Below are 25,214 nucleotides of genomic sequence, written 5' to 3'. Positions count from 1 at the left end.
CAACCGCCACCACGCCCGCGACAGCAACCGACCACTCGCCCTACTCGGCATCACCTGAGGACTTTGCCGGGCCCCTGACCACATCCCACAGTCACGAGCAGAGAGGAGGGACCTGGTGGACGCCGTACTCGTCATCAACGCCGACCTCGGGCCCCTCCACCGGGTCACGGTCGCCCACGCGATCCGGATGCTGTGCCGCCGGGTCGCCGAGATCCACGAAGCCGAGCCCGACCGGCTCATCGGCGTGTTCCCCATGCCGAAGGTCGTCCGGCTCGTCCGGTACGTCGTCACCCGGTGGCGGTACACGAAGGGCCCGGCCTGGTCGAAGGGCGGCGTCCTGGCCCGCGACGGCCGCCGGTGCGGCTACTGCTCCGGGCCGGCCTCGACGGTCGACCACATCCTGCCCCGCTCGCGCGGCGGCGGGAACACCTGGCGGAACACCGTCAGCGCGTGCGCGCCCTGCAACCAGGCGAAGGGCGACCGGACCCCGGCCGAGGCCGGCATGGTGCTCCGCATCCAGCCGGTGACGCCGTCGTGGGGGTCGCTGGCGCAGCGCTGACCGGCCGGCGGACCCGACCGCGGTCCGCCGGCCACCATTCCCGGATCGTCTAACGGCAGGACACCTGATTCTGGATCAGGCGATCGAGGTTCGAATCCTCGTCTGGGAGCGCAATGCCCTCGTAGCCCAACGGCAGGAGGCGACGGTCTGAGAGGGGCCGTACAGTGCGTGTTCGAATCGCGCCGAGGGCACCATGCCGGCGTAGCTCAGAGGCCAGAGCAGCGCCCTTGTAAGGCGAAGCGCGCCGGTTCGACTCCGGCCGCCGGCTCCACCCTTGCCGCCGTAGCTCACCTGGCAGAGCGACGTCCTCGTAAGACGTAGGCAGTCGGTTCGAGTCCGACCGGTGGCTCTCTCGCCGACGTAGCTCAGCTGGTCAGAGCGCTCCGCTCATAACGGAGAGGTCCCCGGTTCGACACCGGGCGTCGGCACGCAGCACCACCTGCCCGGGTGGGCAAACTGGCAAAGCCGCCGCACTCAGACTGCGGAGATTCTGCGGGTTCGACTCCCGCCCCGGGTACGCACGCATGGGGTCGTAGCTCAGTTGGTAGAGCGTCGCATTCGCACTGCGAAGGCCAGCGGTTCGATTCCGCTCGGCTCCACCATGCCCTGTCGGTCCAGCCAGGAGTGGACGCCGGGTTGTCAACCCGGAGAGCGCCGGTTCAAATCCGTACGGGGCGCGCATGAAGGGTTGGCCGAGTCTGGTCGATGGCACCGCGTTGCTAGCGCGGAGCGGGTCACACCGCCGGGGGTTCGAATCCCTCACCCTTCGCCAAGCCGTCGTAGCTCAGTGGTTAGAGCACCGCGCTGATAACGCGGGGGTCGGTGGTTCGATTCCACTCGTCGGCACGCAGCGAGAATGCCCGCCAGGCGGCCGCGTCGAGCCCTCAGCTCGCCGAGGAACGTCCGGGCTCCACAGGGCAGGGTGGTTGCTAACAGCAACCCGGCGAAAGCCGCGGGACAGTGCCACAAAGAACAGACCGCCGGCAGCACCACCGCCGGTAAGGGTGAAACGTGGGGTAAGAGCCCACCGCGTTCCCGGTGACGGGAGCGGCACGGTAAACCCCACCCGGAGCAAGGCCGAACAGCACGCGGGCGGCCCGCCTGATGCGTGCGGGTTGGCCGCTAGAGCCTGCCGGCGACGGTAGGCCGAGATGGATGGTCGCCCCCACCACCCGGCCGCGGGAGTGGGACAGAACCCGGCGTACCGGCCGGCTTCCCTCGCCGCACGCACCACCTGCCCCCGTAGCTCAGTGGATAGAGCACGAGATTACGGATCTCGGTGTCGCTGGTTCGATTCCAGTCGGGGGCTCTTTCGGGATATGGCGCAGGTTGGTAGCGCGCCGGTCTGGGGGACCGGAGGTCGTCGGTTCGAATCCGGCTATCCCGACTCAACGGGTAGTGGCGCAGCTTGGTAGCGCACGCGGTTCGGGACCGCGAGGCCACAGGTTCAAATCCTGTCTACCCGACCATGGAAGGTAGTGCGGAACAGGTCCGCAACCGGTCTCGAAAACCGGCACCGGGTGAAAGCCCGAGGGTTCAACTCCTTTACCTTCCGCCACGCCCCCGTAGCTCAGAGGCAGAGCATCCGACTCTTAATCGGAGGGCCGGGATTTCGACATTCCCCGGGGGCACTTTGCGGCACGTGCGCTGGATGCGCTTCTCGGCCTCCTAAGCCGTGTGCGCCGGGTTCGATTCCCGGGTGCCGCACCATTCGCGCCGCTAGCTCAATGGCAGAGCTGCCGACTTTTGATCGGAGTGTCCGGGGTTCGATTCCCTGGCGGCGCACTTGCGGGGTAGAGGAGTTCGGTCGTCCTCGCCGGCCTCATAAGCCGGAGAACGCGGGTTCGAATCCCGCCCCCGCTCCCGCCGCGGTAGCTCAGCGGGAGAGCAACGCCTCGACAAGGCGTAGGTCGCTGGTTCGATCCCAGCTCGCGGCACATCGACGCGCGTTCGGTTATGGGTAGGCCCTCGCCCTTTCAAGGCGATGAAGCGGGTTCGAGCCCCGCACGCGCGACCATTCCCTTGTAGCTCAATTTGGCAGAGCGGACGGCTGTTAACCGTCAGGTTCCTGGTTCGAGCCCAGGCGGGGGAGCTGGCGGGGCGAGGGAGACGTCCCCCGCGCCAGGGCCGGTTCGCCGGCTGAAGGGCCGGATACCCTCCGGCCGCCCCGTCCCAAGCCCGTATAGCTCAGAGGGAGAGCGGCGTCTTCACACGGCGTAGGTCCCAGGTTCGATCCCTGGTGCGGGCACGGTGGCAGAGGCCCAGAGGTAGGGCGCCGGATTGTGGCTCCGGAGGTCGGCGGGTTCGATTCCCCCCTGCTACCCCAAGCGCGTCGTGGGCGGCGGCACGCCCCCCGGCCTGTAAAGCCGGCGCTCTCCGAGCAGACCTGGGTCGGCACCAGGGACGCGCACCATGCCCTCGTAGCTCAGCGGATAGAGCACCAGCTTCCGGAGCTGGGTTGTCGGGGGTTCGATTCCCTCCGTGGGCGTTTCTGCCTGGTCGTGTGCCCGAGTGGTGAGGGAGCGGTCTGCAAAACCGCTTACGCCGGTTCGATTCCGGTCACGGCCTCGATGCCATTCACTGTGGGGTGAGGCGCAGGCGGACGTGGGTCCAGCTGCTGCTCATAACGGCGGCCTGCTCGGTTCGACTCCGAGGCTTGCGACCGGTCCAGCATGCTCGTAGTACCGCAAGCTTTCGACGGCGTCACCGGCGAGGTGGCGCAGCCAGCATGCGGCCAGCAGAGAGCGGCCGGACATGGTGACTCCAGCAGTGCGGCGAGCGGGGTTGGTGGCGGCGGTGCGGGCGCGAATGTGGCTTTCCCGTAACCGGGTGAGACTCTGCAGTTCGCTCAGGCCATGATCCGCCGGTTGCAGCCGGCGCAGGCGATGACCGTCGGTGCGTAGGTAGTCGGCGAGTTTGTAGCTGTCACCGGGGTCAGACTTGGCGCCGAGCGATGGTACGGCCGTCGGCTGCTCGCCGGGCCCGCCCCCAACCTCGGGATGACACCTAACTGTTCTGCGGAAAGCCCAGGTTCACACCACCGTGGGACGGGTCGAGCCACCGGCTGGTCACGACCTTGGATCTGACGAAGAAGTTCGCCCCTTCCGGCCCGTACGCGTGAGCGTCGCCGAACAACGAGTCCTTCCAGCCGCCGAAGGAGTAGTACGAGACCGGGACCGGGATCGGGACGTTCACCCCGACCATGCCGATTTCCACCTCGTTCTGGTATCGGCGGGCCGCACCGCCATCGTTGGTGAAGATGGCCGTGCCGTTGCCGTAGCGGTTGGCGTTGACGAGCTCTACCGCGGCGTCGTAGCTGCGCACCCGCACCACCGAGAGCACCGGACCGAAGATCTCGTCGGTGTAGATGGACATGTCGGTATCGACGTGGTCGAAGAGGGTCGGTCCGAGCCAGAAGCCGCTTTGCTCACCGTCGATTGGGTGGCTCCGCCCGTCGACCACCAGCCGCGCCCCCGCGGACTGACCGGCATCCAGGTAGGACATCACTCGGTCGCGGTGGGCGCCGGTGACCAGCGGCCCCATTTCGCAGCCCGGGCGACGGCCGTCGCCGACGTGCAGCGCCGCCATCCGCTCGCTGATCTTGCCGACCAGCTCGTCGCCGACGGGGTCCACGGCCACGACGGCGGAGATGGCCATGCAGCGCTCGCCGGCCGAGCCGAAGCCGGCCGAGACGGCGGCGTCGGCGGCGAGGTCGAGGTCGGCGTCGGGGAGTACGACCATGTGGTTCTTCGCGCCGCCGAGCGCCTGCACCCGCTTACCGTTCCGGGTGCCGGTCTCGTAGACGTAGCGGGCGACCGGCGTGGAGCCGACGAACGAAATCGCCTTCACCTGCGGATGCTCGAGAAGACGGTCGACCGCCTCCTTGTCGCCGTGCACGACGTTGAGGACACCGTCGGGCAGCCCGGCCTCCGCGAACAGCTCGGCCAGGAAGTTCGCCGCGGACGGGTCCTTCTCGCTCGGCTTGAGCACCACGGTGTTGCCGCAGGCGATCGCGTTCGGCACGAACCACAGCGGTACCATGGCCGGGAAGTTGAAGGGAGAGATCACCCCGACGACGCCGAGCGGCTGCCGGATGGAGTACACGTCCACCTGGGTCGAGGCGTTCTCGCTGAACCCGCCCTTGAGCTGTTGCGGGATCCCACAGGCGAACTCGACGTTCTCCAGCGCACGCTGGATCTCCCCCGCCGCGTCGGAGAGCACCTTGCCGTGCTCAGCGGTGATGATCTCGGCGAGGTCGGAGCGGCGGGCGTTGAGCAGTTCCCGGAAGGAGAACATCACGCTCGTGCGCTGAGCGAGGGACGCGCTACGCCAGCGGGAGAAGGCCTGGCCGGCGGCGGCGACCGCCTCGTCGACGACCGCGACGGTGGCGAAGTCGACCCGTCCGGCCACCTGGCCGGTGGCGGGGTCGTAGATGTCACCGGTGCGCTCGGCGACCCCGTTCCACGGCTTACCGCCGATCCAGTGGGTTGTCCTCATCGCTGCACCTCCTTGGCCACGGTCTCGATCGACTGGGTGAGGATCTCCAGGGCTTCCTCCGCCTCGGCCCGGGTCAGCGTCATCGGCGGCGCCAGGCGGATGACGTTGCCGTAGAGGCCGCCCTTGCCGACGAGCAGCCCTCGCTCCCGGGTCTCCTCGAGCAGCGCGGCGGCGGCCGCCGGGTGGGGCGCGCCGTCGGGTCCGACGAACTCCAGCGCGATCATCAGGCCCTTGCCGCGGACGTCGCCGACCACGGGATGCGCCGCGGCGACCGCGCGCAGGCCATCGAGGAGACGGTTGCCCAACTGTGCGGCGTTGGTCTGCAGGTCGTGCTCCAGCAGGTAGTTCAGCGACGCCAGAGCGCCGGTGGTGGCCAGCGGGTTGCCACCGAAGGTGGAAATGGAGTTGGCTCCCAGGCAGTCCATGACGTCGCCCCGGGCGACCACGCCGCCGATTGCGAGCCCGTTGCCCAGCCCCTTCGCGAAGGTGATCGCGTCGGGCACCACGTCGTGCGCCTGGATCCCCCAGAAGTGCTCGCCCGTGCGGCCCCAGCCGGTCTGCACTTCGTCGGAGACGAGGAGGATGCCGTACTCGTCGAGCACCTTCTTGAACTCGCCGAACAACCCGTCGGGCGGGCTGGCGAAACCACCGACCCCCTGGATCGGCTCGGCGATCATGCACGCGACGTCACCCGCGGTCGTGGTCTCGATGATTTCGCGCAGGTCGGCGACGCAGGCCCTGATGTAGTCCGCGTCGGACAGCTCCCGGAACGGGCTGCGGTAGCGGTAGCCGCCGTGCACCCAGCTCACCTTGATCGGGCTGAGCGCGCTGGCCGACCAGCCGCGAATGCCGGTGATCGCGACGGTGGCGAACGCGCGACCGTGGTAGGAGTTGCGCAGCGCGAGCACCTGCTCGCTGCGCCGGTACTGGGTGGCGAGCATCAGCGCCGTCTCGTTCGCCTCGGTCCCCGAGTTGGTGAAGAACACCTTGGCGTCCGGGATGCCGGACAGGTCCGCGATCTTCGCCGCGAGCTCGACCTGGGACTCGATCAGATACAGCGTGGATGAGTGCAGCACGCCGGTGTCGATCTGCGAGCGGAGCGCGTCGCTGATCTCGGCCACGTCGTAGCCGACCGCGTTGGTGAGGATGCCGGCGAAGAAGTCGAGGTAGGTCCGTCCCTCTCGATCGGTCACCCGCCGACCGTGTGCGCTGGCGATCTCGATCGGCTGCTCGTAGTACAGCGCCAGCCATTTCGGCATCACGGACCGGTGTCTGGCCAGCAGTTCGCGGTGCGCCATCGCGTCCTCCCTATCTCTCCCGTAGGGCGAGTGTGGCGGCATCGGTTGCCCGACCGCTATGCACAACCTGTACCGCTTGAGGGGCAATGCCAGTACGTTGTGTGCAATCCCGGAGATGGGAGGTCGTGATGTATCCCTCCGTCGCAGAGGCCATCGCGCTGCCGGTGATCCGGCGGGCGAAGCCGCAGGTGGTGGCCGGGTCTGCCGGCATGCAGGGCCGAGTCCGGTGGGTCCACGTGGCGGAGGTCGCCGACATCGCGCACCTGTTGCGCGGCGGGGAACTGGTGCTGACCACCGGCATCGCGCTGCCGGCTGAGGCGGCGGCGCTGACGAGGTACGTCGACGACCTGGCCGCGGTCCGCGCGGCGGGACTGGTGATCGAGTTGGTCCGGCGGTGGAGTGACCGGGTACCGGAGGCGCTCGTGGCGGCGGCCGACCGGCACCGGCTCCCACTGATCACGCTCGCCCAGGAGACGCCGTTCGTGTCCGTCACGGAGGCGGTGGTGGCGCTGATCGTCGACGCGCAGCTCGCCGAGCTGCGGGCGGCCGAGCAGGTGCACGAGACGTTCACGTCGCTCACCGTGGCCGGGGCGGAGCCGGCCGAGGTGTTGCGCGAGGTGGCCAGGATCTCCGGGTTGCCGGTCGTGCTGGAGACGCTGGGGCACGAGGTGCTCGCCTACGACGCGGCCGGACAGGATCCCACCGAGTTGCTGGCCGACTGGGCCCAGCGGTCCCGGTCGGTGGTCTCGCCGGAGCGGACCGCCCACGACGAGGACGCCGGCTGGCTGGTCACCATGGTCGGCGCGCAGGGCGCCGACTGGGGGCGCCTGGTCCTGCTCTCGCCGGATTCTCCGCCGCACCGGCACGTGGTGGTCGCCGAGCGGGCCGCGTCGGCGCTGGCGGTGCATCGGCTCGTGGCCCGCGACCGGGAGAGCCTGGAGCGGCAGACGCACCGCATGTTGCTCGCGCAACTGCTCGGTCAGGCGGTGCCACCCCCGGATCTGGCCGCCCGGGCGGCGGCACTGGGAGTCGGTCTCGACCGGCGGCAGCTGGTCGGCGTGGCGATCCGGCCCGGGAACGTGACGCCACGCGCCCCCGCGCTGGCCACCCAGGAGGTGTTGCGCGACCTCGCCGAGGCGACCGCGCTGGCCGCGCGGCGGGTGTCCGTGCCCGCCCTGGTGGGCGTCGTGGACGACACGAGCGTCCGGGCGTTGTTGTCGCTGCCCGCACAGACCGACGTCGACCCGGTGCTGCGCCGGCTGGCCAGAGAGGTGCACCGCTCCGCGGCCGGCCCGGTCGTGGTGGCGGTCGGTACCACCGTGTCCCACGTCGCCGAGGTGCGCCGCAGCCTGGGCGAGGCCGCCCATGTGGCGGGGGCGGCTCTGCGCTCCCCCGGCACGCAGCTCTACCACAGACTCGAGAACGTACGCCTGCGCGGCCTGCTGCACCTGTTGCGGGACGACGAGCGGGTCCGGGCCTTCGCGGACCGCGAGTTGAGTCCGCTGTTGGCGCGCGACGCCAACCAGCGCAGCCGGCTCGTGGAGCTGCTGCGCTGCTTCTGCGAGCAGGGTGGGAACAAGTCGGCGGCGGCCGCCGCCGCGCACCTGTCGCGTACCGCCTATTACCAACAGCTGTCGCGGATCGCGCAGGTGCTCGGGGTGTCCCTGGAGGACCCGGAGTCGATGCTGTCGCTGTACGTCGCGCTCCTGGTACACGAACTCGACGAGGCCTGACGGGGCAAGGTCCAGCCGGAGGCCGGAATCCAGCCAGCGCGGCGATTGACAGAGTTGGTACGGGTATGCCGTGGACAGAGTGTGCGCTGACCACGGCAAGCGTGGACACTTTGCCGCTGCCCGTGGCCGGTCGGTGACACCCACCATTCCGAGATAAAGATCGAGCTGAACCGCCCCCACCGCAGCACGCGCGCCGGCTCGCCGGCCACTGATGCGGCAGCGTAACAGGGAGGTGACCGATGGCCGTTGAACCCCTGCCCCCCACCGAAGCCCGCGAGGTCGAGCCGGGCACGCAGATCACGCACCCGGATGGCCGAGTCGAGTTACGTGACTTCTCCACGATCGCCGACAGCCCCTACTTCAATGAGGAACTCGCCCCGGTTCCCATCGAGAAGCGCACCTGGAACACGTACAACTTCGCGGCGCTGTGGATCGGGATGGCGCACAACATCCCCACCTATCTGCTCGCCGCCGGGCTCATCCAGCTCGGCATGAACTGGGTGCAGGCGTTTCTCACGATCACGCTGGGCAATCTGCTCGTCCTGATCCCGATGCTGTTGAACAGCCACGCGGGCACGAAGTACGGGATCCCCTTCCCGGTCTTCGCCCGCGCGTTCTACGGGGTCCGCGGCGCGAACCTCCCGGCCCTGCTCCGCGCCTTCATCGCGTGCGGCTGGTTCGGCATCCAGACCTGGATCGGCGGCGAGGCGATCTACGCGATCGCCGGCAAGCTGCTGGGCTCCTGGTGGGTCGAGGCGGCGACGGTGATGGACTACCCGTGGACGCTGTGGGCCTCGTTCTTCCTGTTCTGGGCGATCGAGATGGCGATCATCTGGCGGGGCATGGACACCCTGCGGCGCTTCGAGAACTGGGCCGCGCCGTTCGTCATCGTCGTCGCCGTCGCCCTGCTGATCTGGGTGCTGGTCGAGGCGGGCGGGCTCGGCCCGATCCTGTCCGAGCCGTCGAAGCTGGGCTGGGGCGCCGACTTCTGGAAGCTGTTCGCGCCGTCCCTGATGGGGATGATCGCCTTCTGGGCGACGCTGTCGCTGAACATCCCCGACTTCACCCGGTTCGGCGGCAGTCAGCGGCAGCAGGCGTACGGCCAGGTCCTCGGCCTGCCCACCACGATGTCGTTCTTCGCCATCCTGTCCATCATGATCACCTCCGGTACGGCGGTCATCTACGGCGAAGCGATCTGGGACCCCATCCAGCTCGCGGCCAAGTTCGAGAACCCGCTGGTCGTCGCGCTCGGCCTGTTCACCGTGGTGGTCGCGACGCTGTCGGTGAACGTCGCCGCGAACACGGTCAGCCCGGCCTACGACTTCTCCAACGCCGCGCCCCGACTGGTGAGCTTCCGGACCGGGGGTCTGATCACCGGCGTGCTCGGCATCCTGATCCAGCCGTGGCGCCTGGTGCAGGACCCCAACATCTACATCTTCGTCTGGCTCGGGTTCTACGGCGGCCTGCTCGGCGCGGTCGCCGGCGTACTCATCGCCGGGTACTGGATCCGCTACCGCACCCGCCTCCAACTGCCCGCCCTCTACCGCCCCGAGGGCAGGTACTGGTTCTCCGGCGGGTGGAACTGGGCCGCCATCGTCGCCACCGTCGTCGGCGCGGTCCTCGCGGTCGGCGGCGCCTACTCCGCACCGGGCAAGGGGCCGTTCCCGGAGGACGGGCTCATCCCGTTCCTCAAGCCGCTCTACGACTACAGCTGGGTGGTCGGTCTGATCGGCGGGTTCCTCGTCTACCTGGCGCTGTCGATGCCGCGCTCCGCGCACGCGAAGGGGGAGAAATGAGCAACATCATCCGAGCCGGGCTGGTGCAACAGAAGTGGACCGGCGACAAGGAGTCGATGATCGCCAACGCGGTCGAGGCCATCCGCAGCGCGGCGTCCCAGGGCGCACAGGTCGTCTGCCTGCAGGAGTTGTTCTACGGCCCGTACTTCTGCCAGATCCAGGACGCCGACTACTACTCGTACACGGAGGCGATCCCGGACGGGCCGACCACCGCGCTGATGCGTGAGGTCGCCGAGCAGCACGGCGTGGTGCTGATCGTGCCGATGTACGAGCAGGAACAACCGGGCGTCTACTACAACACCGCCGCAGTGATCGACGCCGACGGCACCTACCTCGGAAAGCACCGCAAGAACCACATCCCGCAGGTGAAGGGGTTCTGGGAGAAGTTCTACTTCAGGCCGGGAAATCTCGGCTACCCGGTGTTCGATACCGCCGTGGGCCGCGTCGGCGTCTACATCTGCTACGAGCGGCACTTCCCGGAGGGCTGGCGGGCGCTCGGGCTGGCCGGAGCGAAGATCGTCTTCAACCCGTCCGCCACCAGTCGTGGCCTGTCGGAGTACCTCTGGCGGCTGGAGCAGCCCGCCGCCGCGGTCGCCAACGAGTACTACGTCGGCACGATCAACCGGGTCGGCGTGGAGCCGTTGGGCGACAACGACTTCTACGGCCAGTCCTACTTCGTCGATCCCCGCGGGCAGCTGGTCGGCGACGCCGCGTCGGACACCGAGGAGGAGATCGTCGTCCGCGACCTCGACATGGACAAGCTGGCCGAGGTCCGCGACCTCTGGGCGTTCTACCGCGACCGCCGGCCCGACACCTACGAATCGCTGGTGACGCCGTGAGCATCCTCATCCGCAACGGGACAGTCGTCAACGCCACCGGGACGCACCCGGCCGACGTCCTGGTGGCGGGCGAGCGGATCGCCGCGCTCGCCGCACCGGACTCGGGCCTGGCCGACCAGTGGGCGTCCGGCGCCGACCGCGTGATCGACGCCGCCGGAAAGTACGTCGTGCCGGGCGGCATCGACGGCCACACCCACATGGAGATGCCGTTCGGCGGGACCTTCTCGGCGGACACGTTCGAGACCGGGACGATCGCGGCAGCCTGGGGTGGCACCACGACCATCGTCGACTTCGCCGTACAGGCGAAAGGAACCTCCCTGCTGTCCGCGCTGGACAAGTGGCACAGCAAGGCCGACGGCAAGTGCGCCATCGACTACGCGTTCCACATGATCGTTTCGGACGTCAACGACACCTCTCTCAAGGAGATGGAGGCCTGCATCGACGCGGGCGTCAACACGTTCAAGATGTTCATGGCCTATCCGGGCGTCTTCTACGCCACCGACGGGGAAATCCTGCGAGCGATGCAGAAGGCCCGGGACACCGGGTCGATGGTCATGATGCACGCGGAGAACGGCATCGCCATCGACCAGCTCGTCGCGCAGGCACTGGCCAGCGGGCGTACCGACCCGGTGCAGCACGGGCTGACCCGGCCACCCGAGTTGGAGGGCGAGGCCACCTCGCGGGCGATCACCCTGGCCAAGGTCACCGGCTCGCCGCTGTACATCGTGCACCTGTCCGCCGCGCACGCCCTCGACGCGGTCACCCAGGCCCGCGACACCGGGCAGAACGTGTTCGCGGAGACCTGCCCGCAGTACCTGTTCCTGTCCCTGGACGATCTGGCCAAGCCCGACTTCGAGGGTGCGAAGTACGTCGCCTCTCCCCCGATGCGCCCGAAGGAGCACCAGTCGGAACTGTGGCGGGGCCTGCGCACCAACGACCTGTCTCTGGTGTCGACCGACCACTGCCCCTTCTGCTTCAAGGACCAGAAGGAGCTGGGCCGAGGCGACTTCTCCAAGATCCCGAACGGGATGCCGGGCGTCGAGCACCGGATGGACCTGCTCTATCAGGGGGTCGTGAAGGGCGAGATCACCCTGCCGCGCTGGGTGGAGATCAGTTCCACCACCCCCGCCAGGATGTTCGGCCTCTACCCACGCAAGGGCGTCATCGCTCCGGGCGCGGACGCGGACATCACGGTGTACGACCCGTCGGCCCGGCAGACCCTCTCCGCCAGCACCCACCACATGAACGTGGACTACTCCGCCTACGAGGGCATGGAACTGACCGGCAAGGTCTCCACCGTGCTGTCCCGAGGTCGCGTCGTCGTCGACGACAACGCCTTCCACGGCGCGGTCGGACACGGGACGTTCCTGAAGCGCGATCTCTGCCAGTACCTGGTCTGACGCAAGGAGAATCTGTGGACTTCGGTGTCGTACTGCAGACCGATCCGCCCGCCCGCGACGTCGTGGCGGGCCTCACCGCCGCCGAGGACAACGGATTCCGCTACGGGTGGACGTTCGACTCCTGCGTCCTGTGGCAGGAGCCGTTCGTCATCTACTCACAGGTCCTCGCCGCGACCAAGCACCTGATCGTCGGGCCGATGGTGACCAACCCGAGCACCCGCGACTGGTCGGTCACCGCGTCGCTCTTCGCCACCCTCAACGAGATGTTCGGCAACCGGACGGTGTGTGGGATCGGCCGCGGCGACTCCGCCCGGCGGGTCATCGGCCAGCCGCCGGCCAGCCTGGCCACCCTGAAGAACGCCATGCACGTGATCAAGCAGCTGGCCGAAGGCAACGAGGTCGAACATCACGGCACGCCGGTGCGCATCCCGTGGGTGCGTGACGGCAGGCTGGAGATCTGGATGGCCGCCTACGGCCCGAAGGCGCTGCGGCTGGTCGGCGAGCAGGCCGACGGCTTCATCCTGCAGACCGCCGACCCCGACATCGCGCGCTGGACGATCGGGTCGGTACGCGACGCGGCCACCGCCGCGGGCCGGAATCCCGACTCGATCACCATGTGCGTGGCCGCACCCGCCTACGTGGGCACGAACCTCGCGCACCAGCGGGAGCAGCTGCGCTGGTTCGGCGGCATGGTCGGCAACCACGTAGCGGACCTCGTCGCCCGCTACGGCGACTCCGGGATGGTGCCGAAGGCGCTGACCGACTACATCAAGGGCCGCGAGGGGTACGACTACTCACATCACGGCCGCGCCGGAAACCCGTCCACCGACTTCGTGCCGGACGAGATCGTCGACCGGTTCTGCCTGCTCGGGCCCGAGTCGGCACACGTCGACCGGCTGCAGGAGCTCAAGGAGATCGGCGTGGACAACTTCGCTCTCTACCTCATGCACGACGACAAGGAGAAGACCCTGGCCTCGTACGGCAAGGCCGTGATCACGCAGGTCTAGGCCCTGTTTGCGGTCCACCGGTTCCCACGACGGCCACGACGTGCGTTCAGGAGGCTGCCAACTGCGCCCGCAGGCCCCAACGGTCGATCTGGATCCAGTATTCGCAGATCAGCCCGTCGACGACCCGATACACGGCGCTGGTCACCTGGACGACCGGCCGTCCGGTGGGTGCCATGCCGTCGACCTGGCCGACGTGGTGGCCCCGCTGCGTCCAGCGCGCGTATACCTTTTCCCCGGACCCGAACAGCTCGTCCACCCGCAGGTCGAATGTCCCGTACGCATCAATCATCTCCTGCACGTGTTCGGCGTACTGCTGAGGCGTCCGGTTCACCGTCGCGCGGTCCTCGGCCTGAACCTGATGCGCGGTCACTACAGGCGCCATCAGATGACCAGCCCGGCTGGGATCGACGCCCGAACGGACGACACGCAGGAACTCACCCACCACGGCGACAGGATCATGAATCACCTCGACAGTCTCCCCGTCCCCGCTGATCGCGGCCCCCGCCTCGGATCGAATGCGAGGTCGTTCACAGTCGGCGCGCGGGTGCCGACGAGCAGATGAGGTGCCTGGCACTGGAGTGATGGGACGTCCCGGAGCCTTTCCATCTGCTCGACCGCTCCCGATGTATGGCTGCCTTCGGTGTCCGGTAGGCGCTAGGACGCCGATCCCACCACACCTACGATCGGCGGGGATGGACCTGTTGGAGAGGGCCGACGCCCTTGCCGATCTGCAGCGGCTGCTGGCGGAAACCGCCAGCGGAGGTCGCATCGCGGTCGTCTACGGGGAGGCCGGCGCCGGCAAGTCGACGCTGGCGCACGCCTTCGCCGCGGCCGCAGCCGGCCGCGCCCGGCCACTGTGGGGCTCCTGCGACCCGCTGCTCACCCCACGCGCGCTCGGTCCGCTGCACGACATCGCCCGCCAGGCCGGCGGGGAGCTGCGCGAACGGATGGCCAGACTGCACGGTGACGTGCCCGGCGGAGCGGCCGAACCCAACCGGGTAAGCCGCGGAGATGTCTTCGAGGCGTTGCTGGAGATGCTCGCCGGTCCCCGCCAGCGCGCCCGCCCGGTGGTCGTCATCGAGGATCTGCACTGGGCCGACGACGCCACCCTCGACATGGTGGCCTTCCTCGGCCGCCGCCTACCGCAGTGCCGGGCGCTGCTCCTGCTGACCTACCGCGACGACGAGATCGGTCCCGACCATCAGTTGCATGGCGTGCTCGCCGGTCTGCCGCGGTCGGCCGTGCGCCGGCTGGGGCTGCCGCCGTTGTCCGCCGCAGCCGTCGCCGACCTCGCCCGCCGCGCGGGCCGGTCCGCCACGTCCGTGCATGAGGTGACCGGTGGTAACCCGCTGTTGGTGGCCGAGATGCTGGCCACCTCCGCCGCGGGTGTCCCGCCGACCGTGCGTGACCTGGTGCTGTCCCGACTGAGCAAGATGTCCCCGGCCGCTCGCGAGGTCGCCGGGCTGGTGTCGGTGGTGCCGTCGGGCGTCGAGCCGGCGGTGCTCGGCGCCAGGGCCGCCGGCGTCGACGAGTGCATGGCTTGCGGTGTCCTCACCGCGATCGGCGACCGGGTGGGCTTCCGGCACGAGCTGCTGCGGCGCGCCGTCGAGGAGTCGCTGTCACCGGTACGCCGTGCCGCGCTGCATGCCGAGGTGCTGGCTGCGCTCACCGGGCGGCCCGGGGCGGACCCGGCTCGCGTGGTGCACCACGCACACCATGCCGGGGATCCGGTGGCGGTGTCGCGCTGGGCCCCGGTGGCCGCCCGGCGGGCATCCGAACTGGGCGCGTACCGGCAGGCCACCGGGCACTACGCCACGGCGCTGGAGTGCGCCGCCGCGCTGCCGGACGTCGACCGGGCCGGGCTGCTGGAGGCGTACTCGGTGGCGGCCTATCTCGGCGGGCGGGCGCGGGAGGCACTCTCCGCGCGCCGGCAGGCGCTGGCGCTGCGCGAGGCGCGGGGGGACACCGCGGAGATCGGCATCGGGCTGCGCTGGGTGTCCCGGTTCGCGTGGTGGACCGGGCGGACCGCCGAAGCCCGGGAGGCCGGGGTCCGGGCGGTGGAGGTGCTGCGCACGCTGCCGCCCGGGCGGGAGCTGGCGATGGCGTACAGCAACCTGTCGCAGCTGCACATGCTGGCCGACGAGGACGGCGCCGCGATCGAGTGGGGTGGGCGCGCGCTGGAGCTGGCCGGCCGGTGCGGCGACCGCGAGACCGAGCTGCACGCCCGGGTGAACATCGGCAGCGCGCGCCTGCAGCGCGGTCAGCCGGAGGGCGCGGCCGAGCTGAGGCGGGCGTACGAGGAGGCAGCCGCCGCCGGTCTGGACGACCACGCCGGCCGGGCACTGGTGAACCTCGCCTGCACGTCCGTGGACTGGGCCGCCTACGACACCGCCGAGCAGGCGATGGCCGACGTCCTCGCCTTCACCGCCGCCCGCGACCTGGACGGCTACGGCCGGCACGTCCTGGGAAATCGCGCCCGCCTGCGCCTGGCCCGAGGCGACTGGGCGACCGCCCTCGCCGACGCCGATCAGGCGCTGGCCGACCGCGACCAGCCCGGCGGCTCCCTGATCGGCGGCCTGACCACCCGCGGCATCATCGCCGCGCGGCGCGGGCAGCCCGGCGCGTACGCGGATCTGATCCTCGCCGCCGACCGCGGCTACGCCACCGACGAGCTGCAGTTCGTCGCGCCCGCCGCGGCCGCGCTGTCGGAGTGGTTCTGGCTGGCGGGCGACCCGGACCGGGCAGCCGCTGAGGCGAAGCGAGGGCTGGAGGTTGCCCAGCGGAGCGGCCAGCCGTGGTTCCTCGGCGAGCTGGCGTTCCGGCTGTGGCGCGCGGGCGGCTTGAGCGAGGCACCGGCCGGGGCGGCCCGGCCCTACCGTCTGCTGATCGACGGTGACTGGCGTGGGGCGGCGGACGAGTGGCGGGCGCGCGGCTGCCCGTACTCGGTGGCCGAGGCCCTGAGCTGCGGCGACGCGGATGCGATCGTGGAGGCCCTGGGAGTGTTCGACGCGTTCGGCGCGGTCGTGCCGGCCCGGCGGCTGCGCGCCGACCTGCGCCGGCGCGGCCTGCGCGTACCCCGCGGGCCGCGGCCCTCCACCGCCGCCGATCCGACCGGCCTGACCGCCCGGCAGCTGGAGGTGCTGGGGCTGCTCGCGGACGGACTGAGCAACGCGCAGATCGCCCGGCGGCTGACGGTATCGGCGAAGACGGTCGACCACCACGTGTCCGCGGTCCTCGGCAAGCTCGGCGTGGCGTCGCGCGGTCTGGCGGCCGCGGCAGCGCGCGACCGGGGTCTCGTCTAGGGACACCAGACGCCCAACATGGGGAACTTCACCCATGTGGCGGCCGGCTGCACGCTCATACCGTGCCGGCATGACGACATCTCTCGCCCTCGACGGCATCAAGGCCAAGCAGCAGAAGACATGGGCCAGCGGCGACTACGGTGCGGTGGCGGCCCTCATCCATCCGATCTCCGAGGCGACGGTGCAGGCGGCCGACCTGTCCGCCGGCTCGCGGGTGCTCGACGTGGCGACCGGCACCGGGAACGCGGCCCTCGCCGCCGCCCGTTGCCTGTGCGAGGTCACCGCCGTGGACTACGTGACCGGCCTGATGGACCGCGGCAGAGCCCGCGCCGAGGCCGAACACCTGACGGTGACGTTCCGCGAGGCCGACGCCGAGCGGCTGCCATACGACGACGACGAGTACGACGCGGTGCTGTCGGTCGTGGGCGTGATGTTCGCGCCGGACCAGGAGAGCGCCGCCGCCGAGCTGCTACGGGTGTGCCGGCCCGGTGGCACGCTCGCGCTGGCCAACTGGACCCCGGACGGCTTCATCGGCCACCTGTTCCGGACAGTCGGCCGGCACGTCCCGCCGCCGCCCGGTGTGCGGCCGCCGACGGAGTGGGGCACCGAGGCGCGGCTGCGGGAACTGTTCGGCGACCGCGTCACCGGGCTGCGGGTCACCCGGCGCGATTTCATCTTCCGGTTCACCTCGGCAGCCGAGTTCGCCAACTACTTCCGGCACAACTACGGGCCGACCCTCAAGGCCTTCGAGGCACTGGACGAAAACGCCGGCAAGCTGCTGTACGAGGATCTGGTCGACCTGGCCGACCGGCACAACGCCGCCACCGACGGCACGGTCAAGATCCCGGCGGCGTACGCGGAGGTGCTGGCCTACAAGGCTTAGGATGGGCGCTACGACCGGGGACCGACGAACGGCGCCCGCCGGATGACCGGCGACGATCTCGCGGAATGGATCCGGTCCGTGCGCGCGGTGCGAGGGACCCGACCGGTCTTCTTGGCCAGTTGATGAAGACGGTTGGGTGGCGAAGCTGCAGCCAGCCCACCGCAGGCTTGAGCCCGTCGTACGCGAGGCGCCGCACCCCGACCTCGCCCCACAGCAGCCCGGCCCCGGAGGGGTTGACTCGCTCGCCATGCTGGAACCGGAAGCTCTCTTTCCCGCACCACCCGAGGAGGACCATGCGGAAGCCGGCCAAGACCGCTGCGGTCCTTTTCGGGCTGGGCGTCGGCGCCACGATCGGTCCGTCCCTCGGGCCGGCCGCCGTCTGGTCCGGCGTCGCGGTCGCCGCGCTCGGTGTCGGGCTCTCCCTGATCGGTACGACGGAATCCGATCTCGTGGGGGACGACCTGGTCGACCGCGACGAGGACGCCGGGCTGGCCGGCGACGGGACGACGGCGGGAACGGCGGTCGTCGCGGAACGACGGCGGCGGGACCGGCAGCGCCCCACCCTCAGCGGCCTGGGCACCCGGGTGGAACAGATCCTCGAACTCGCCGAGGAGCAGGCCGATGACCACCGCGCCGAGGCGCGGCTCGAAGCCGAGGGGATCGTGACCGCAGCCCGGCGGGAGGCGGAGGCGATCCTGAACCGGGCGCACGAACAGGCGGCCGGGATCACCGGCACCGGTCGGGATCTGTCTCCGGCACCGCACACCCGGGCGCCGTCACTGGACGACGATCCCAGCCGTCACGCCTGACGGATGCGCAGGGCTCGTTCACTGCAAGCCTCAAACCGGTCCCAGTAGGCGGCGTAGCGCAGCAGCGAGCGGGCCAGGTCAGTGGGCTGCAGCCCACCGGATGTCGAAGAGAAACCATTGATCGAAGCCGTCGATGTGGCGGGCGACCTGCGCGATGTGTGGGTCCAGCCGCGGCTAATCCATGAAGAGCGCGGCGAGCCTCGGCAGGCGGCGACGGATTTCGTCCTCGTCCTCGAAGTCCCAGCCCTGGCCGAGCTCCGGGTATCTGCCGGTGATCGCCCTGGGTAACTCCATGCTCCCTGTCGCGACCGCGTACGCGTCCCATACGACGCCATACATGGATTCGCATTCGAGATCGAACCCGCCGTCGACCGCAGCGCGTTGGACCACCGGCAGGTCGGCGAGCGCATCAGGGTCTGCCACAGCGCTCTCGAACGTTTCCCGCCCCTGTGTGAGCAGCCAGCCGCGGAAGTACTCGAAGCCGTCGTCGGAGCAACCGCCGTTGATCAGATAGGCCGCCTGCCACAGGTCCCACCCGTACGACCGCGCGCGCAGATCCCACAGCGGCTGCGCGAGTTCCGCGATCCTCTCGGCCGGCAGGGCAGCCAGCAGCCGCAGTGTCTGTTCGGCGACCTCCTCGGCGTCCGACGGGTCGGCCGCCGACTCCCGTGCCTTCGCCACCACGTTCCAGAACTCCTCAACACTCACGCGCGGGAGTATGGCAGCGTCCACCTGCTTCGTCGCCCACCATTCGGCGTCGTACCCGTGCCCAACCACCCGTCTGGCTGAGCTGGCAGAGCACGGGCACGAACGCACGCGATCGGCGAAAGATGGGTGCGGAACGGCCGGCGGGCCGTACGCCCTGCCACTTCCGTGAGACTTCCCCGACGGCCGCCCGCCGAAATGCGCCTGATCATCAGCTAAGCGATGAATTCGACGCCGGCGAGGGGAACGGCGCGATACGCGGCGAGGCGTTCAGCTTGTTCGATGATGTTACTGCGGGTGGTCCCGGACAGTGTCTGCCACGGCTGGACGGCGACCTTCAACGTCCTGCCGGACTTGCGGGGGCGCCAGGTGCCGACCAATTCACCGTCGACCAGGACGGCGCCGGGGCGACCCAGCACCGGCCACAACTCCTTGACGTGGACCGTGCCCGGCACCAGGGTTGCTCGGTCTTTGGCCTGTAGGAAAAGGTCGAACGGGCCGAGGAGACGGGTTGCCCTGGTGTCGGCCGATTCCAACGCCTGTTCGTCGGCGGCCAGCAGCGAGCGCACCTCGCCGCCGACCACCACCTCGATCACATCTTCGGGCCAGCGTGCCTTCACATCCTTGACCGGGGCGTCGAGATAGTCGGCTACGTGCTTGGGGGTGGCCGGGCCGAGCAGACGAAGATACGCGCGGATGAGGTCGAGCCTGTCGCCCGAGGTGGCCGCCCTCTTGAACCGTGCGGTGCGTTGCAGGACCGGCGGCGACGTGTCGAGTTGCAACTCCAGCCCGGCCCGCACGGCAGCCAACCGGAACGGCATCTCGTAGAGGTGGGTAGCGTCGCATGGTCGGCAGAACCGCAGATACGGCTCCGGCATCACCTCAGCCAAGCGGCTGGAGACGTCCCCCTTGACCATCGGCTTGGTGACGATGGCTCGCATATGAGCGGCTACCTCGTCGAGGGCAGCCAGGATGCCGATGCCAGCCGCCTTCAACGGCCTCGCTGCGTCGTAGATGCGCTTACCCGCGTCAGCGTCGGAGAACGGCTCGACCGCGGCCGCCACCTTCCCCACGTCAGCGCGGCGGTAAAGGTGAGGAGCGCCCCGCACAGTCCACAGCAGGATCAGGTCCTCCGCGGACAACGCCGCCACATCGACCCCGCGGATGGCCAGCGCCCAACCGCCGCCGGCCGGACCGGTGTCCTGCACCCCGATATCGAGCACGGCGGTGTTTCCGAGCGTGCCCTCGGCTCGGTCAAGCTGCTGGGCCCGAACCCGGAAGTTCATCACCTGGCGCTGGTCAACCACCCCTATACCCTAGGCAGCGGCCCTGACAGACGCGCCGCAGCAGCCGGGCGTGACGACCAGGAGACTGACGCCGGCTCTTCGATCGACGGCATCCGCTCATCGGCTTCTTATCTACTGGTGCCACGACCGCAGCCCGGCCAGGCTAGGTCGAGGTGACCGGCGGGTCGCTCTCTCATCGGCTGCCCGCCGTAGTTCTGGGTGGCTCTCATTTGGCGTGCGTCCGCCGGTCACCGTCGCGGGGAGAGGCTCAGGCGGGGTCTGCCCAGCTCGCTCGGTAACGAGCCGCCTCCTGTTTCTGGCGGCCCGAGCAGGGCGACGACTGCCGCCACGATCGTCTCGATGGCCGGAGCTCCATGGTCTGAGGTGTCGATCTCAACGACGGCGTCGACGCCCTTCGGCGGTTCGAAGATCGACCGCTTCATCTCACCCCGCTGAAACAGGGATAGGAGCTGCTGGTCGATGGCCCCACCTTCGGCCGCCCGAGCACCAAGTCGCCGGCCGATCACCGCCTCCTGGGCCACGACGTGAACAGCCAGCACTCGGGCGCCACACGCGAGCAGTACGTCTAGCAGCTCGTGGGACAACACCGAGGACTCCACGACGAAGCTCACCCCTGAGGCCGCGAGCAGCCGGACTGCGTCGACCATCACGGCCTCAGCCCGGAGGCTGACGGGACCACCGGCAACATGGAAGTCCCGGTCGAGCCGGACCCGGCCGTCCTCTGCGACGGAGGCGGAGGACAGCCCAAGACCTGTCTTGATCTCGTCGCGGGTCAGGAACGGGATACCGAAGCGGCCAGCCGTTGCAGAGGCAATGGTGGTCTTCCCCGCCCCCGGACACCCGCATACAGCGATCACCACCGGCCGTTCCCTCACCAACATCCGCCGATCCTGGCAGACCCGCAGACAGGCTGTCGACGTGCCGAGCGTGAAACGGTTCGCATCCAGTCCGCAAGAGGTCCACGGACGGAGGGGGCAGTGAGAGATGTCCGAAGTCATTCTCGCTGCTAGAACACTATGTGCCCAGGTCGGAAGGTGGGCAGCTTCGTCTCGTAATGCCTAGGTCGACGGTTCATTTCCGTCAGGCGGCTCGGTGCAGAAGACCAGGTCATCGGCCTGGGCCTCCGCCGTCTCCCGAGGTCGACAACCTCGCACATGTCGTAGTTGGATCGTAGGGTCACCGCCATGACGACGACACAGACTCACACGCTCGCCGCACCTGGCGTCGATCTGGTCTACGACGTGCGCGGACCGCTCCCGCCGGCTGGCGGTCGGCCCGCGCTACTCATGATCGGTCAGCCGATGACGGCGGAAGGCTTTACCGCGCTCGCCGCCAACTTCACCGACCGTACGGTCGTCACCTATGACCCTCGCGGCCTGGGCCGCAGCATTCGCACCGACGGCCGGTCAGACCACACGCCGCAGCAGCAGGCGAACGACCTGCACCTGCTGATCGAGGCGCTCGACGCCGGTCCGGTCGAGGTCTTCGCGAGCAGTGGCGGCGCGGTGACGGCGCTCGAACTGGTCGCGTCCCACCCCGACGACGTTGTCACGCTGGTGGCGCACGAACCACCGATCAACGCTGTGCTTCCCGATGCCGCAGCCGCCGAGCGGGCCCGGGCCGCCTTCCACGAGGCGTACCAGGCGAACGGCTTCGGCGCGGGCATGGCCGCGTTCGTCGCGATGACATCCTGGCAGGGCGAGTTCACCGACGACTACTTCGCCCAGCCCACGCCCGACCCGGCGACGCTCGGCATGCCGACCGACGACGACGGCACCCGTGACGATCCGCTGTTGTCGAAGAACTCGTGGGCGATCAGCGACTACCGTCCCGACCCGAGCCTGCTCACTGCCGCATCGACCCGCATCGTGATCGCGGTCGGAGAGGAATCGGCGGGAACGTACACCGCGCGTACCGCGCTCGGCACCGCAGCACTGCTCGGCCAGCAGGCGACGGTGTTCCCAAGCCATCACGGCGGCTTCCTCGGCGGTGAGTTCGGTTACGCAGGCAAGCCCGAGGAGTTCGCCGCGAGGCTCCGCGAGGTCCTGGCCACCAGTTAGCTAGTCGACGCCACCGTCTTCAGTTCCACCGCTGTCCGCTCCCGGCCCACCAGATGATCGGGCAAAGGGGCCCTCGGTCTCCCATGCGGCTCACGACGCGGGAATCGGGCAGGAAAGCCTGGACGGTTCCAGTCGACGAGGTGCGCGGATCGGTGAAATCGTCGCGGATGCCGCCTCCCACCAGTAGTTCATCGCGTCGACCACGAGCTTGCCGCGCAACGCCTCGGCGGTGATTCTGCGGCAGCGGGAGGGCGAGGACGAGACGTCGGCGTCGGCCGCGGTGGTGGCGACCACGCCGGGCGTGAGCACCTCGACGGTGAGAAAGTCCTCGCCGGGTCGCCCGAACCGGCGACGAGCACCCGGTACCCGCCGCGAGTGCGAGCCGCGCGAGCACCGTGCCCACCTTGCCGACGTCGGGGATGCCGAGGGCCCGTGGCCGTCGTCCTCGACCCGGCCTGGCCTGGCCTGGCCTCCAGGACGCGTCCATGACGGCGCAGGCCGCTCGGTCGCGTGCCAAGCCGAGGTTGTCGAGGAGGGTCACCGCACGGTTTGGACGCGCATCCCCTTCTGGCCAATCCGAATTCACTGCGTCCCTCTACGTTGCCATCGGATCACGACCGAGAAACACCTGGTCATCATTGATGAGATGAGGATCGATGGCAATAAGTAAGCGGGTGGGCCTGGGTGCGGCGGTGGCCGCCCTGACCCTGACGCTGCCGAGCGCCGCGTCCGCAGCCGAGCGGAGCACGTGGGACCGGGCCGAGTTGGCGAAGTTCGCCGCACTGCCGGCAACGACCTTCGTTACCGGCAGCGAACCGTCCGGCTCGTCGCTCGGCACTGCCCCCATCAACGGCATCATCCCGCCGTTCGCCGACCAACCGATCCAGGGGTTCAGCGGCGTCCTCCGCAACACCGACGGCACCTTCGACGTGCTGTCCGACAACGGCTTCGGCAACAAGGCCAACAGTGCCGATTTCCTGCTGCGTGTCCAGCGGGTCGCGCCCGACTTCGCCAACGGCGCCGTCGACGTGGTCGGTGGCATCAACCTGACCGACCCGCACGGCAAGGTGCCATTTCCGCTCACCCGCGCCGATCGCGTGCTGACCGGCGCCGACTTCGACGTCGAGTCGATCACCCGGACGGCCGACGGCACGTACTGGATCGGTGACGAATTCGGCCCGTACCTGCTGCACTTCGACCGGGCGGGCCGCCTACTGCAGGCGCCGGTGCCGCTGCCGGGCGTGTTCGCTCCCGAGAACCCGACCCGAGGTACGACCCCGGCCAACCTCGCCAGCAGCAAGGGCTTCGAGGGCATGGCCCAGTCGCCCGACGGTGGCACGCTCTACCCGCTGCTCGAGGGCACGGTCACGGGCGACCCGGCGGGCACCCTCCAGCTCAACGAGTTCGACGTCAAGACGAACACGTACACCGGTCGGCGCTGGACCTACGCGCTCGACGCTCCCGACCACGCGATCGGTGACGCGATCATGGTCGACCGCGACCGCTTCCTGATCATCGAGCGGGACAACGGCCAGGGCGAGACGGCAAAGGTCAAGAGGATCTACCTTGCCGACAAGCGCGACCGGAACAGGGACGGCCGCCTCGACAAGACGCTGATCGCCGACCTGATGAACATCGCCAACCCGCGGCACGTCGGCGGGTTCGCTGACACCTTCACGTTCCCGTTCCAGACGATCGAGGACGTGGTGATCCTCGACGACCGCACGCTTGCCGTCCTCAACGACAACAACTTCCCGTCCTCCGCGGGCCGGACGGCCGGACAGGCGGACAACAACGAGTTCATCGTGATCAAGCTGGACCGCGGCCTGGACGCGGACAAGCGCATCCTGCATCGCTACTGACCCGATGCCAGGGGTGGGCGGCCCGATCCGCCGCCCGCCCCAGCAGCCGCACCCGCGACAGGACCGGGTCGTAGGACAGGCCGGCCGTACCGGGCGACCGCAAATCGGTCCCATCCTCTGATTTGCGCCGCCGCCACGCGGCCCATGAAGCAGGTCGACGGATAGCGCCTACCGGACCCGCCTCGGATGCTCACGGACGCCGCCTCTCACACACCCCCACGGAGGCCCCACTCATCCAGGCCGGAGTAGATCCACGCCGTACTGAAGGTGGACGCGCCCATGCAGGTGGATTCCCCTGAGTAGACGGCCACCAGCGAATCGGCACCCCGCCACCAGGTGTCCGCCAGCCCTTGGACTTCCGCCACTGGCTCGAACCTGTCCAACCCGAGGGTAACCACCGCCTCGCCGGTCACCTTGGTGATGTGTTTCGCCCACTTCGCGGCATGATGGGCCAGGGCGAGCGACTCGACCCATCCTTCGATGGCCGCGTGCAGCGGTACCCACCGTTGGGCGTGGATCCCGAACTCACCCACAGGGCCGATCATGAATGAATAGGGAACGGCTGTCCGCTGCATCCCTGCCTCGAACCACCATCCATGCGCCGTGGAGCCGTCCGATGTCCTCGCCGGGGAGCCATCCGGTGTGTCGACCTGGAAGTACCGGGGGCCGCCGTCGTAAGCCGGTGCCGGTGGCAGGACCAGTCCGCCCCACCGTTGCTGGAACGCCACCGCTCGGTCGATCTCGGACGCCGGAATGCCCAACTCCAGCCAGCGTGGCCGGTACGGCTCGACATCCGGAACATCAGCTCGAACGCCGTGAGCGACGACGAACGACCGGGCCCGCCGGGTCAACCCCTCCGGAACGCCATGGAAAAGGTTCAGGTTCACCGGATGGACGCTACCCGCGGTCTACATCGACGGCGTCCGCATCCGCTTCTCGGCCCTGAGCGCTTCGCGGCGCTAGCAAGTGCTGACCGGAAGGCGCCTTGGACACGTTCCACCGCGACGACTTGCGTCCCCTCGGCGTCGACTACCGCCCAAGGGCCGGTTGAAACACCAGCACCGTGCCTTGGGTCGACCTAAGCGACGTCTCGTAACTCGGGCGGGACGAACGTTCCCGGTGCTGTCCGGTGGTCAGCCGGCGAGGGCGATGTTGTG

General features: G+C 69.4%; 19 protein-coding genes, 25 tRNA genes, 1 other RNA gene and 1 pseudogene. 37 read left to right on the top strand and 9 right to left on the bottom strand.

What is annotated here, in order from left to right; translation table 11 throughout:
• Positions 1 to 115 precede the first annotated feature (115 nt).
• The 27 genes from ACVCAH_RS34470 (at position 116) to ACVCAH_RS34340 (ending at position 3,127) form a co-directional block, all read left to right on the top strand.
• Positions 116 to 559: an HNH endonuclease gene (locus ACVCAH_RS34470; protein WP_447140403.1), complete on the top strand. Its 444-nt coding sequence runs from the start codon at positions 116 to 118 to the stop codon at positions 557 to 559.
• 38 nt (positions 560 to 597) lie between these two features.
• Positions 598 to 668: transfer RNA gene (locus ACVCAH_RS34465), tRNA-Gln, on the top strand.
• A gap of 6 nt (positions 669 to 674) precedes the next feature.
• Positions 675 to 753 (top strand) — tRNA-Leu (locus ACVCAH_RS34460).
• 1 nt (position 754) lies between these two features.
• Positions 755 to 830, top strand: a tRNA-Thr gene (locus ACVCAH_RS34455).
• 5 nt (positions 831 to 835) lie between these two features.
• Positions 836 to 908 (top strand) — tRNA-Thr (locus tag ACVCAH_RS34450).
• Positions 909 to 913: 5 nt separating this feature from the next.
• Positions 914 to 987, top strand: a tRNA-Met gene (locus tag ACVCAH_RS34445).
• A gap of 13 nt (positions 988 to 1,000) precedes the next feature.
• A tRNA-Leu gene (locus ACVCAH_RS34440) sits at positions 1,001 to 1,076 on the top strand.
• Between the two features lie 9 nt (positions 1,077 to 1,085).
• A tRNA-Ala gene (locus ACVCAH_RS34435) sits at positions 1,086 to 1,161 on the top strand.
• A gap of 1 nt (position 1,162) precedes the next feature.
• Positions 1,163 to 1,236: transfer RNA gene (locus ACVCAH_RS34430), tRNA-Asp, on the top strand.
• A 5-nt stretch (positions 1,237 to 1,241) separates the two neighbouring features.
• Positions 1,242 to 1,331: transfer RNA gene (locus tag ACVCAH_RS34425), tRNA-Ser, on the top strand.
• Between the two features lies 1 nt (position 1,332).
• Positions 1,333 to 1,405 (top strand) — tRNA-Ile (locus tag ACVCAH_RS34420).
• Positions 1,406 to 1,414: 9 nt separating this feature from the next.
• Positions 1,415 to 1,779: RNase P RNA component class A (gene rnpB, locus ACVCAH_RS34415), an RNA gene on the top strand.
• 16 nt (positions 1,780 to 1,795) lie between these two features.
• A tRNA-Arg gene (locus tag ACVCAH_RS34410) sits at positions 1,796 to 1,868 on the top strand.
• Positions 1,869 to 1,872: 4 nt separating this feature from the next.
• Positions 1,873 to 1,946 (top strand) — tRNA-Pro (locus ACVCAH_RS34405).
• Between the two features lie 5 nt (positions 1,947 to 1,951).
• Positions 1,952 to 2,028, top strand: a tRNA-Pro gene (locus ACVCAH_RS34400).
• 1 nt (position 2,029) lies between these two features.
• Positions 2,030 to 2,117: transfer RNA gene (locus ACVCAH_RS34395), tRNA-OTHER, on the top strand.
• A 1-nt stretch (position 2,118) separates the two neighbouring features.
• Positions 2,119 to 2,190 (top strand) — tRNA-Lys (locus tag ACVCAH_RS34390).
• Positions 2,191 to 2,194: 4 nt separating this feature from the next.
• Positions 2,195 to 2,269, top strand: a tRNA-Arg gene (locus tag ACVCAH_RS34385).
• A 3-nt stretch (positions 2,270 to 2,272) separates the two neighbouring features.
• Positions 2,273 to 2,344 (top strand) — tRNA-Lys (locus tag ACVCAH_RS34380).
• 2 nt (positions 2,345 to 2,346) lie between these two features.
• A tRNA-Met gene (locus ACVCAH_RS34375) sits at positions 2,347 to 2,422 on the top strand.
• A 2-nt stretch (positions 2,423 to 2,424) separates the two neighbouring features.
• Positions 2,425 to 2,496, top strand: a tRNA-Val gene (locus tag ACVCAH_RS34370).
• A gap of 6 nt (positions 2,497 to 2,502) precedes the next feature.
• A tRNA-Glu gene (locus ACVCAH_RS34365) sits at positions 2,503 to 2,576 on the top strand.
• 1 nt (position 2,577) lies between these two features.
• A tRNA-Asn gene (locus ACVCAH_RS34360) sits at positions 2,578 to 2,651 on the top strand.
• A gap of 84 nt (positions 2,652 to 2,735) precedes the next feature.
• A tRNA-Val gene (locus ACVCAH_RS34355) sits at positions 2,736 to 2,807 on the top strand.
• A 2-nt stretch (positions 2,808 to 2,809) separates the two neighbouring features.
• Positions 2,810 to 2,885 (top strand) — tRNA-His (locus ACVCAH_RS34350).
• Positions 2,886 to 2,973: 88 nt separating this feature from the next.
• Positions 2,974 to 3,047: transfer RNA gene (locus ACVCAH_RS34345), tRNA-Arg, on the top strand.
• 9 nt (positions 3,048 to 3,056) lie between these two features.
• A tRNA-Cys gene (locus ACVCAH_RS34340) sits at positions 3,057 to 3,127 on the top strand.
• A 53-nt stretch (positions 3,128 to 3,180) separates the two neighbouring features.
• Here the strand turns inward: ACVCAH_RS34340 and ACVCAH_RS34335 are convergent.
• From ACVCAH_RS34335 to ACVCAH_RS34325, 3 genes and pseudogenes are all read right to left on the bottom strand, one after another.
• Positions 3,181 to 3,495: pseudogene (locus ACVCAH_RS34335) on the bottom strand (IS110 family transposase); the annotation flags it as partial.
• Between the two features lie 70 nt (positions 3,496 to 3,565).
• Positions 3,566 to 5,056 (bottom strand): CoA-acylating methylmalonate-semialdehyde dehydrogenase, encoded by a 1,491-nt coding sequence (locus ACVCAH_RS34330; protein ID WP_447140402.1) that lies wholly within the window; start codon positions 5,054 to 5,056, stop codon positions 3,566 to 3,568.
• Positions 5,053 to 6,354 (bottom strand): aspartate aminotransferase family protein, encoded by a 1,302-nt coding sequence (locus ACVCAH_RS34325; RefSeq protein ID WP_447140401.1) that lies wholly within the window; start codon positions 6,352 to 6,354, stop codon positions 5,053 to 5,055. Before ACVCAH_RS34325 ends, ACVCAH_RS34330 begins: the two co-directional genes overlap by 4 nt.
• A 128-nt stretch (positions 6,355 to 6,482) precedes the next feature.
• Here ACVCAH_RS34325 and ACVCAH_RS34320 point away from each other — a divergent pair, with 128 nt between their 5' ends.
• The 5 genes from ACVCAH_RS34320 (at position 6,483) to ACVCAH_RS34300 (ending at position 13,129) form a co-directional block, all read left to right on the top strand.
• Positions 6,483 to 8,087 (top strand): PucR family transcriptional regulator, encoded by a 1,605-nt coding sequence (locus ACVCAH_RS34320; protein WP_447140400.1) that lies wholly within the window; start codon positions 6,483 to 6,485, stop codon positions 8,085 to 8,087.
• A 239-nt stretch (positions 8,088 to 8,326) separates the two neighbouring features.
• The gene (locus ACVCAH_RS34315; protein WP_447140399.1) at positions 8,327 to 9,883 is read left to right on the top strand and encodes an NCS1 family nucleobase:cation symporter-1; all 1,557 of its coding nucleotides are present in this window, start codon (positions 8,327 to 8,329) and stop codon (positions 9,881 to 9,883) included.
• Entirely contained in the window at positions 9,880 to 10,722 is an 843-nt protein-coding gene (locus ACVCAH_RS34310) for a nitrilase-related carbon-nitrogen hydrolase (protein WP_447140398.1), read from the top strand. The genes ACVCAH_RS34315 and ACVCAH_RS34310 overlap by 4 nt, the downstream gene beginning before the upstream one ends.
• On the top strand, positions 10,719 to 12,122 hold the full coding sequence (gene hydA, locus ACVCAH_RS34305; protein ID WP_447140397.1) for a dihydropyrimidinase: 1,404 nt from the start codon (positions 10,719 to 10,721) through the stop codon (positions 12,120 to 12,122). Before ACVCAH_RS34310 ends, hydA begins: the two co-directional genes overlap by 4 nt.
• Before the next feature lie 14 nt (positions 12,123 to 12,136).
• Complete coding sequence (locus ACVCAH_RS34300; protein WP_447140396.1) at positions 12,137 to 13,129, top strand: TIGR03842 family LLM class F420-dependent oxidoreductase; 993 nt, start codon at positions 12,137 to 12,139, stop codon at positions 13,127 to 13,129.
• A 46-nt stretch (positions 13,130 to 13,175) separates the two neighbouring features.
• Here ACVCAH_RS34300 and ACVCAH_RS34295 read toward each other — a convergent pair whose 3' ends face one another.
• Positions 13,176 to 13,574, bottom strand: a complete 399-nt coding sequence (locus tag ACVCAH_RS34295) for an ester cyclase (protein ID WP_447140395.1) — start codon at positions 13,572 to 13,574, stop codon at positions 13,176 to 13,178.
• 247 nt (positions 13,575 to 13,821) lie between these two features.
• On the opposite strand from ACVCAH_RS34295, the gene ACVCAH_RS34290 reads away from it, so the two are divergent.
• From ACVCAH_RS34290 to ACVCAH_RS34280, 3 genes are all read left to right on the top strand, one after another.
• A complete protein-coding gene (locus tag ACVCAH_RS34290) occupies positions 13,822 to 16,431 on the top strand; it encodes an ATP-binding protein (protein ID WP_447140394.1) in 2,610 nt (869 codons plus the stop codon).
• 70 nt (positions 16,432 to 16,501) lie between these two features.
• On the top strand, positions 16,502 to 17,314 hold the full coding sequence (locus ACVCAH_RS34285; RefSeq protein ID WP_447140393.1) for a class I SAM-dependent methyltransferase: 813 nt from the start codon (positions 16,502 to 16,504) through the stop codon (positions 17,312 to 17,314).
• Between the two features lie 293 nt (positions 17,315 to 17,607).
• Entirely contained in the window at positions 17,608 to 18,123 is a 516-nt protein-coding gene (locus ACVCAH_RS34280) for a DivIVA domain-containing protein (protein ID WP_447140392.1), read from the top strand.
• Between the two features lie 174 nt (positions 18,124 to 18,297).
• Here ACVCAH_RS34280 and ACVCAH_RS34275 read toward each other — a convergent pair whose 3' ends face one another.
• From ACVCAH_RS34275 to ACVCAH_RS34265, 3 genes are all read right to left on the bottom strand, one after another.
• The gene (locus tag ACVCAH_RS34275) at positions 18,298 to 18,831 is read right to left on the bottom strand and encodes a DUF4240 domain-containing protein (RefSeq protein ID WP_447140391.1); all 534 of its coding nucleotides are present in this window, start codon (positions 18,829 to 18,831) and stop codon (positions 18,298 to 18,300) included.
• Positions 18,832 to 19,043: 212 nt separating this feature from the next.
• Positions 19,044 to 20,135 carry a winged helix DNA-binding domain-containing protein gene (locus tag ACVCAH_RS34270; RefSeq protein WP_447140390.1) on the bottom strand — a complete coding sequence of 364 codons (1,092 nt, stop codon included), beginning with the start codon at positions 20,133 to 20,135 and terminating at the stop codon, positions 19,044 to 19,046.
• A 227-nt stretch (positions 20,136 to 20,362) separates the two neighbouring features.
• Positions 20,363 to 21,016, bottom strand: a complete 654-nt coding sequence (locus tag ACVCAH_RS34265; RefSeq protein WP_447140389.1) for an AAA family ATPase — start codon at positions 21,014 to 21,016, stop codon at positions 20,363 to 20,365.
• 303 nt (positions 21,017 to 21,319) lie between these two features.
• Here ACVCAH_RS34265 and ACVCAH_RS34260 point away from each other — a divergent pair, with 303 nt between their 5' ends.
• Positions 21,320 to 22,195 (top strand): alpha/beta fold hydrolase, encoded by an 876-nt coding sequence (locus tag ACVCAH_RS34260; RefSeq protein WP_447140388.1) that lies wholly within the window; start codon positions 21,320 to 21,322, stop codon positions 22,193 to 22,195.
• Positions 22,196 to 22,285: 90 nt separating this feature from the next.
• Here ACVCAH_RS34260 and ACVCAH_RS34255 read toward each other — a convergent pair whose 3' ends face one another.
• The gene (locus ACVCAH_RS34255; protein ID WP_447140387.1) at positions 22,286 to 22,504 is read right to left on the bottom strand and encodes a hypothetical protein; all 219 of its coding nucleotides are present in this window, start codon (positions 22,502 to 22,504) and stop codon (positions 22,286 to 22,288) included.
• Between the two features lie 347 nt (positions 22,505 to 22,851).
• On the opposite strand from ACVCAH_RS34255, the gene ACVCAH_RS34250 reads away from it, so the two are divergent.
• A complete protein-coding gene (locus ACVCAH_RS34250; RefSeq protein WP_447140386.1) occupies positions 22,852 to 24,057 on the top strand; it encodes an esterase-like activity of phytase family protein in 1,206 nt (401 codons plus the stop codon).
• A 206-nt stretch (positions 24,058 to 24,263) separates the two neighbouring features.
• Here ACVCAH_RS34250 and ACVCAH_RS34245 read toward each other — a convergent pair whose 3' ends face one another.
• Positions 24,264 to 24,944 (bottom strand): hypothetical protein, encoded by a 681-nt coding sequence (locus ACVCAH_RS34245; RefSeq protein ID WP_447140385.1) that lies wholly within the window; start codon positions 24,942 to 24,944, stop codon positions 24,264 to 24,266.
• Between the last annotated feature and the right edge of the window lie 270 nt (positions 24,945 to 25,214).

It is taken from the genome of Micromonospora sp. LZ34, from assembly GCF_052981855.1.
Note: the sequence above shows the minus strand (reverse complement) of the source record. Positions and strands in the feature narration are given on the sequence as shown.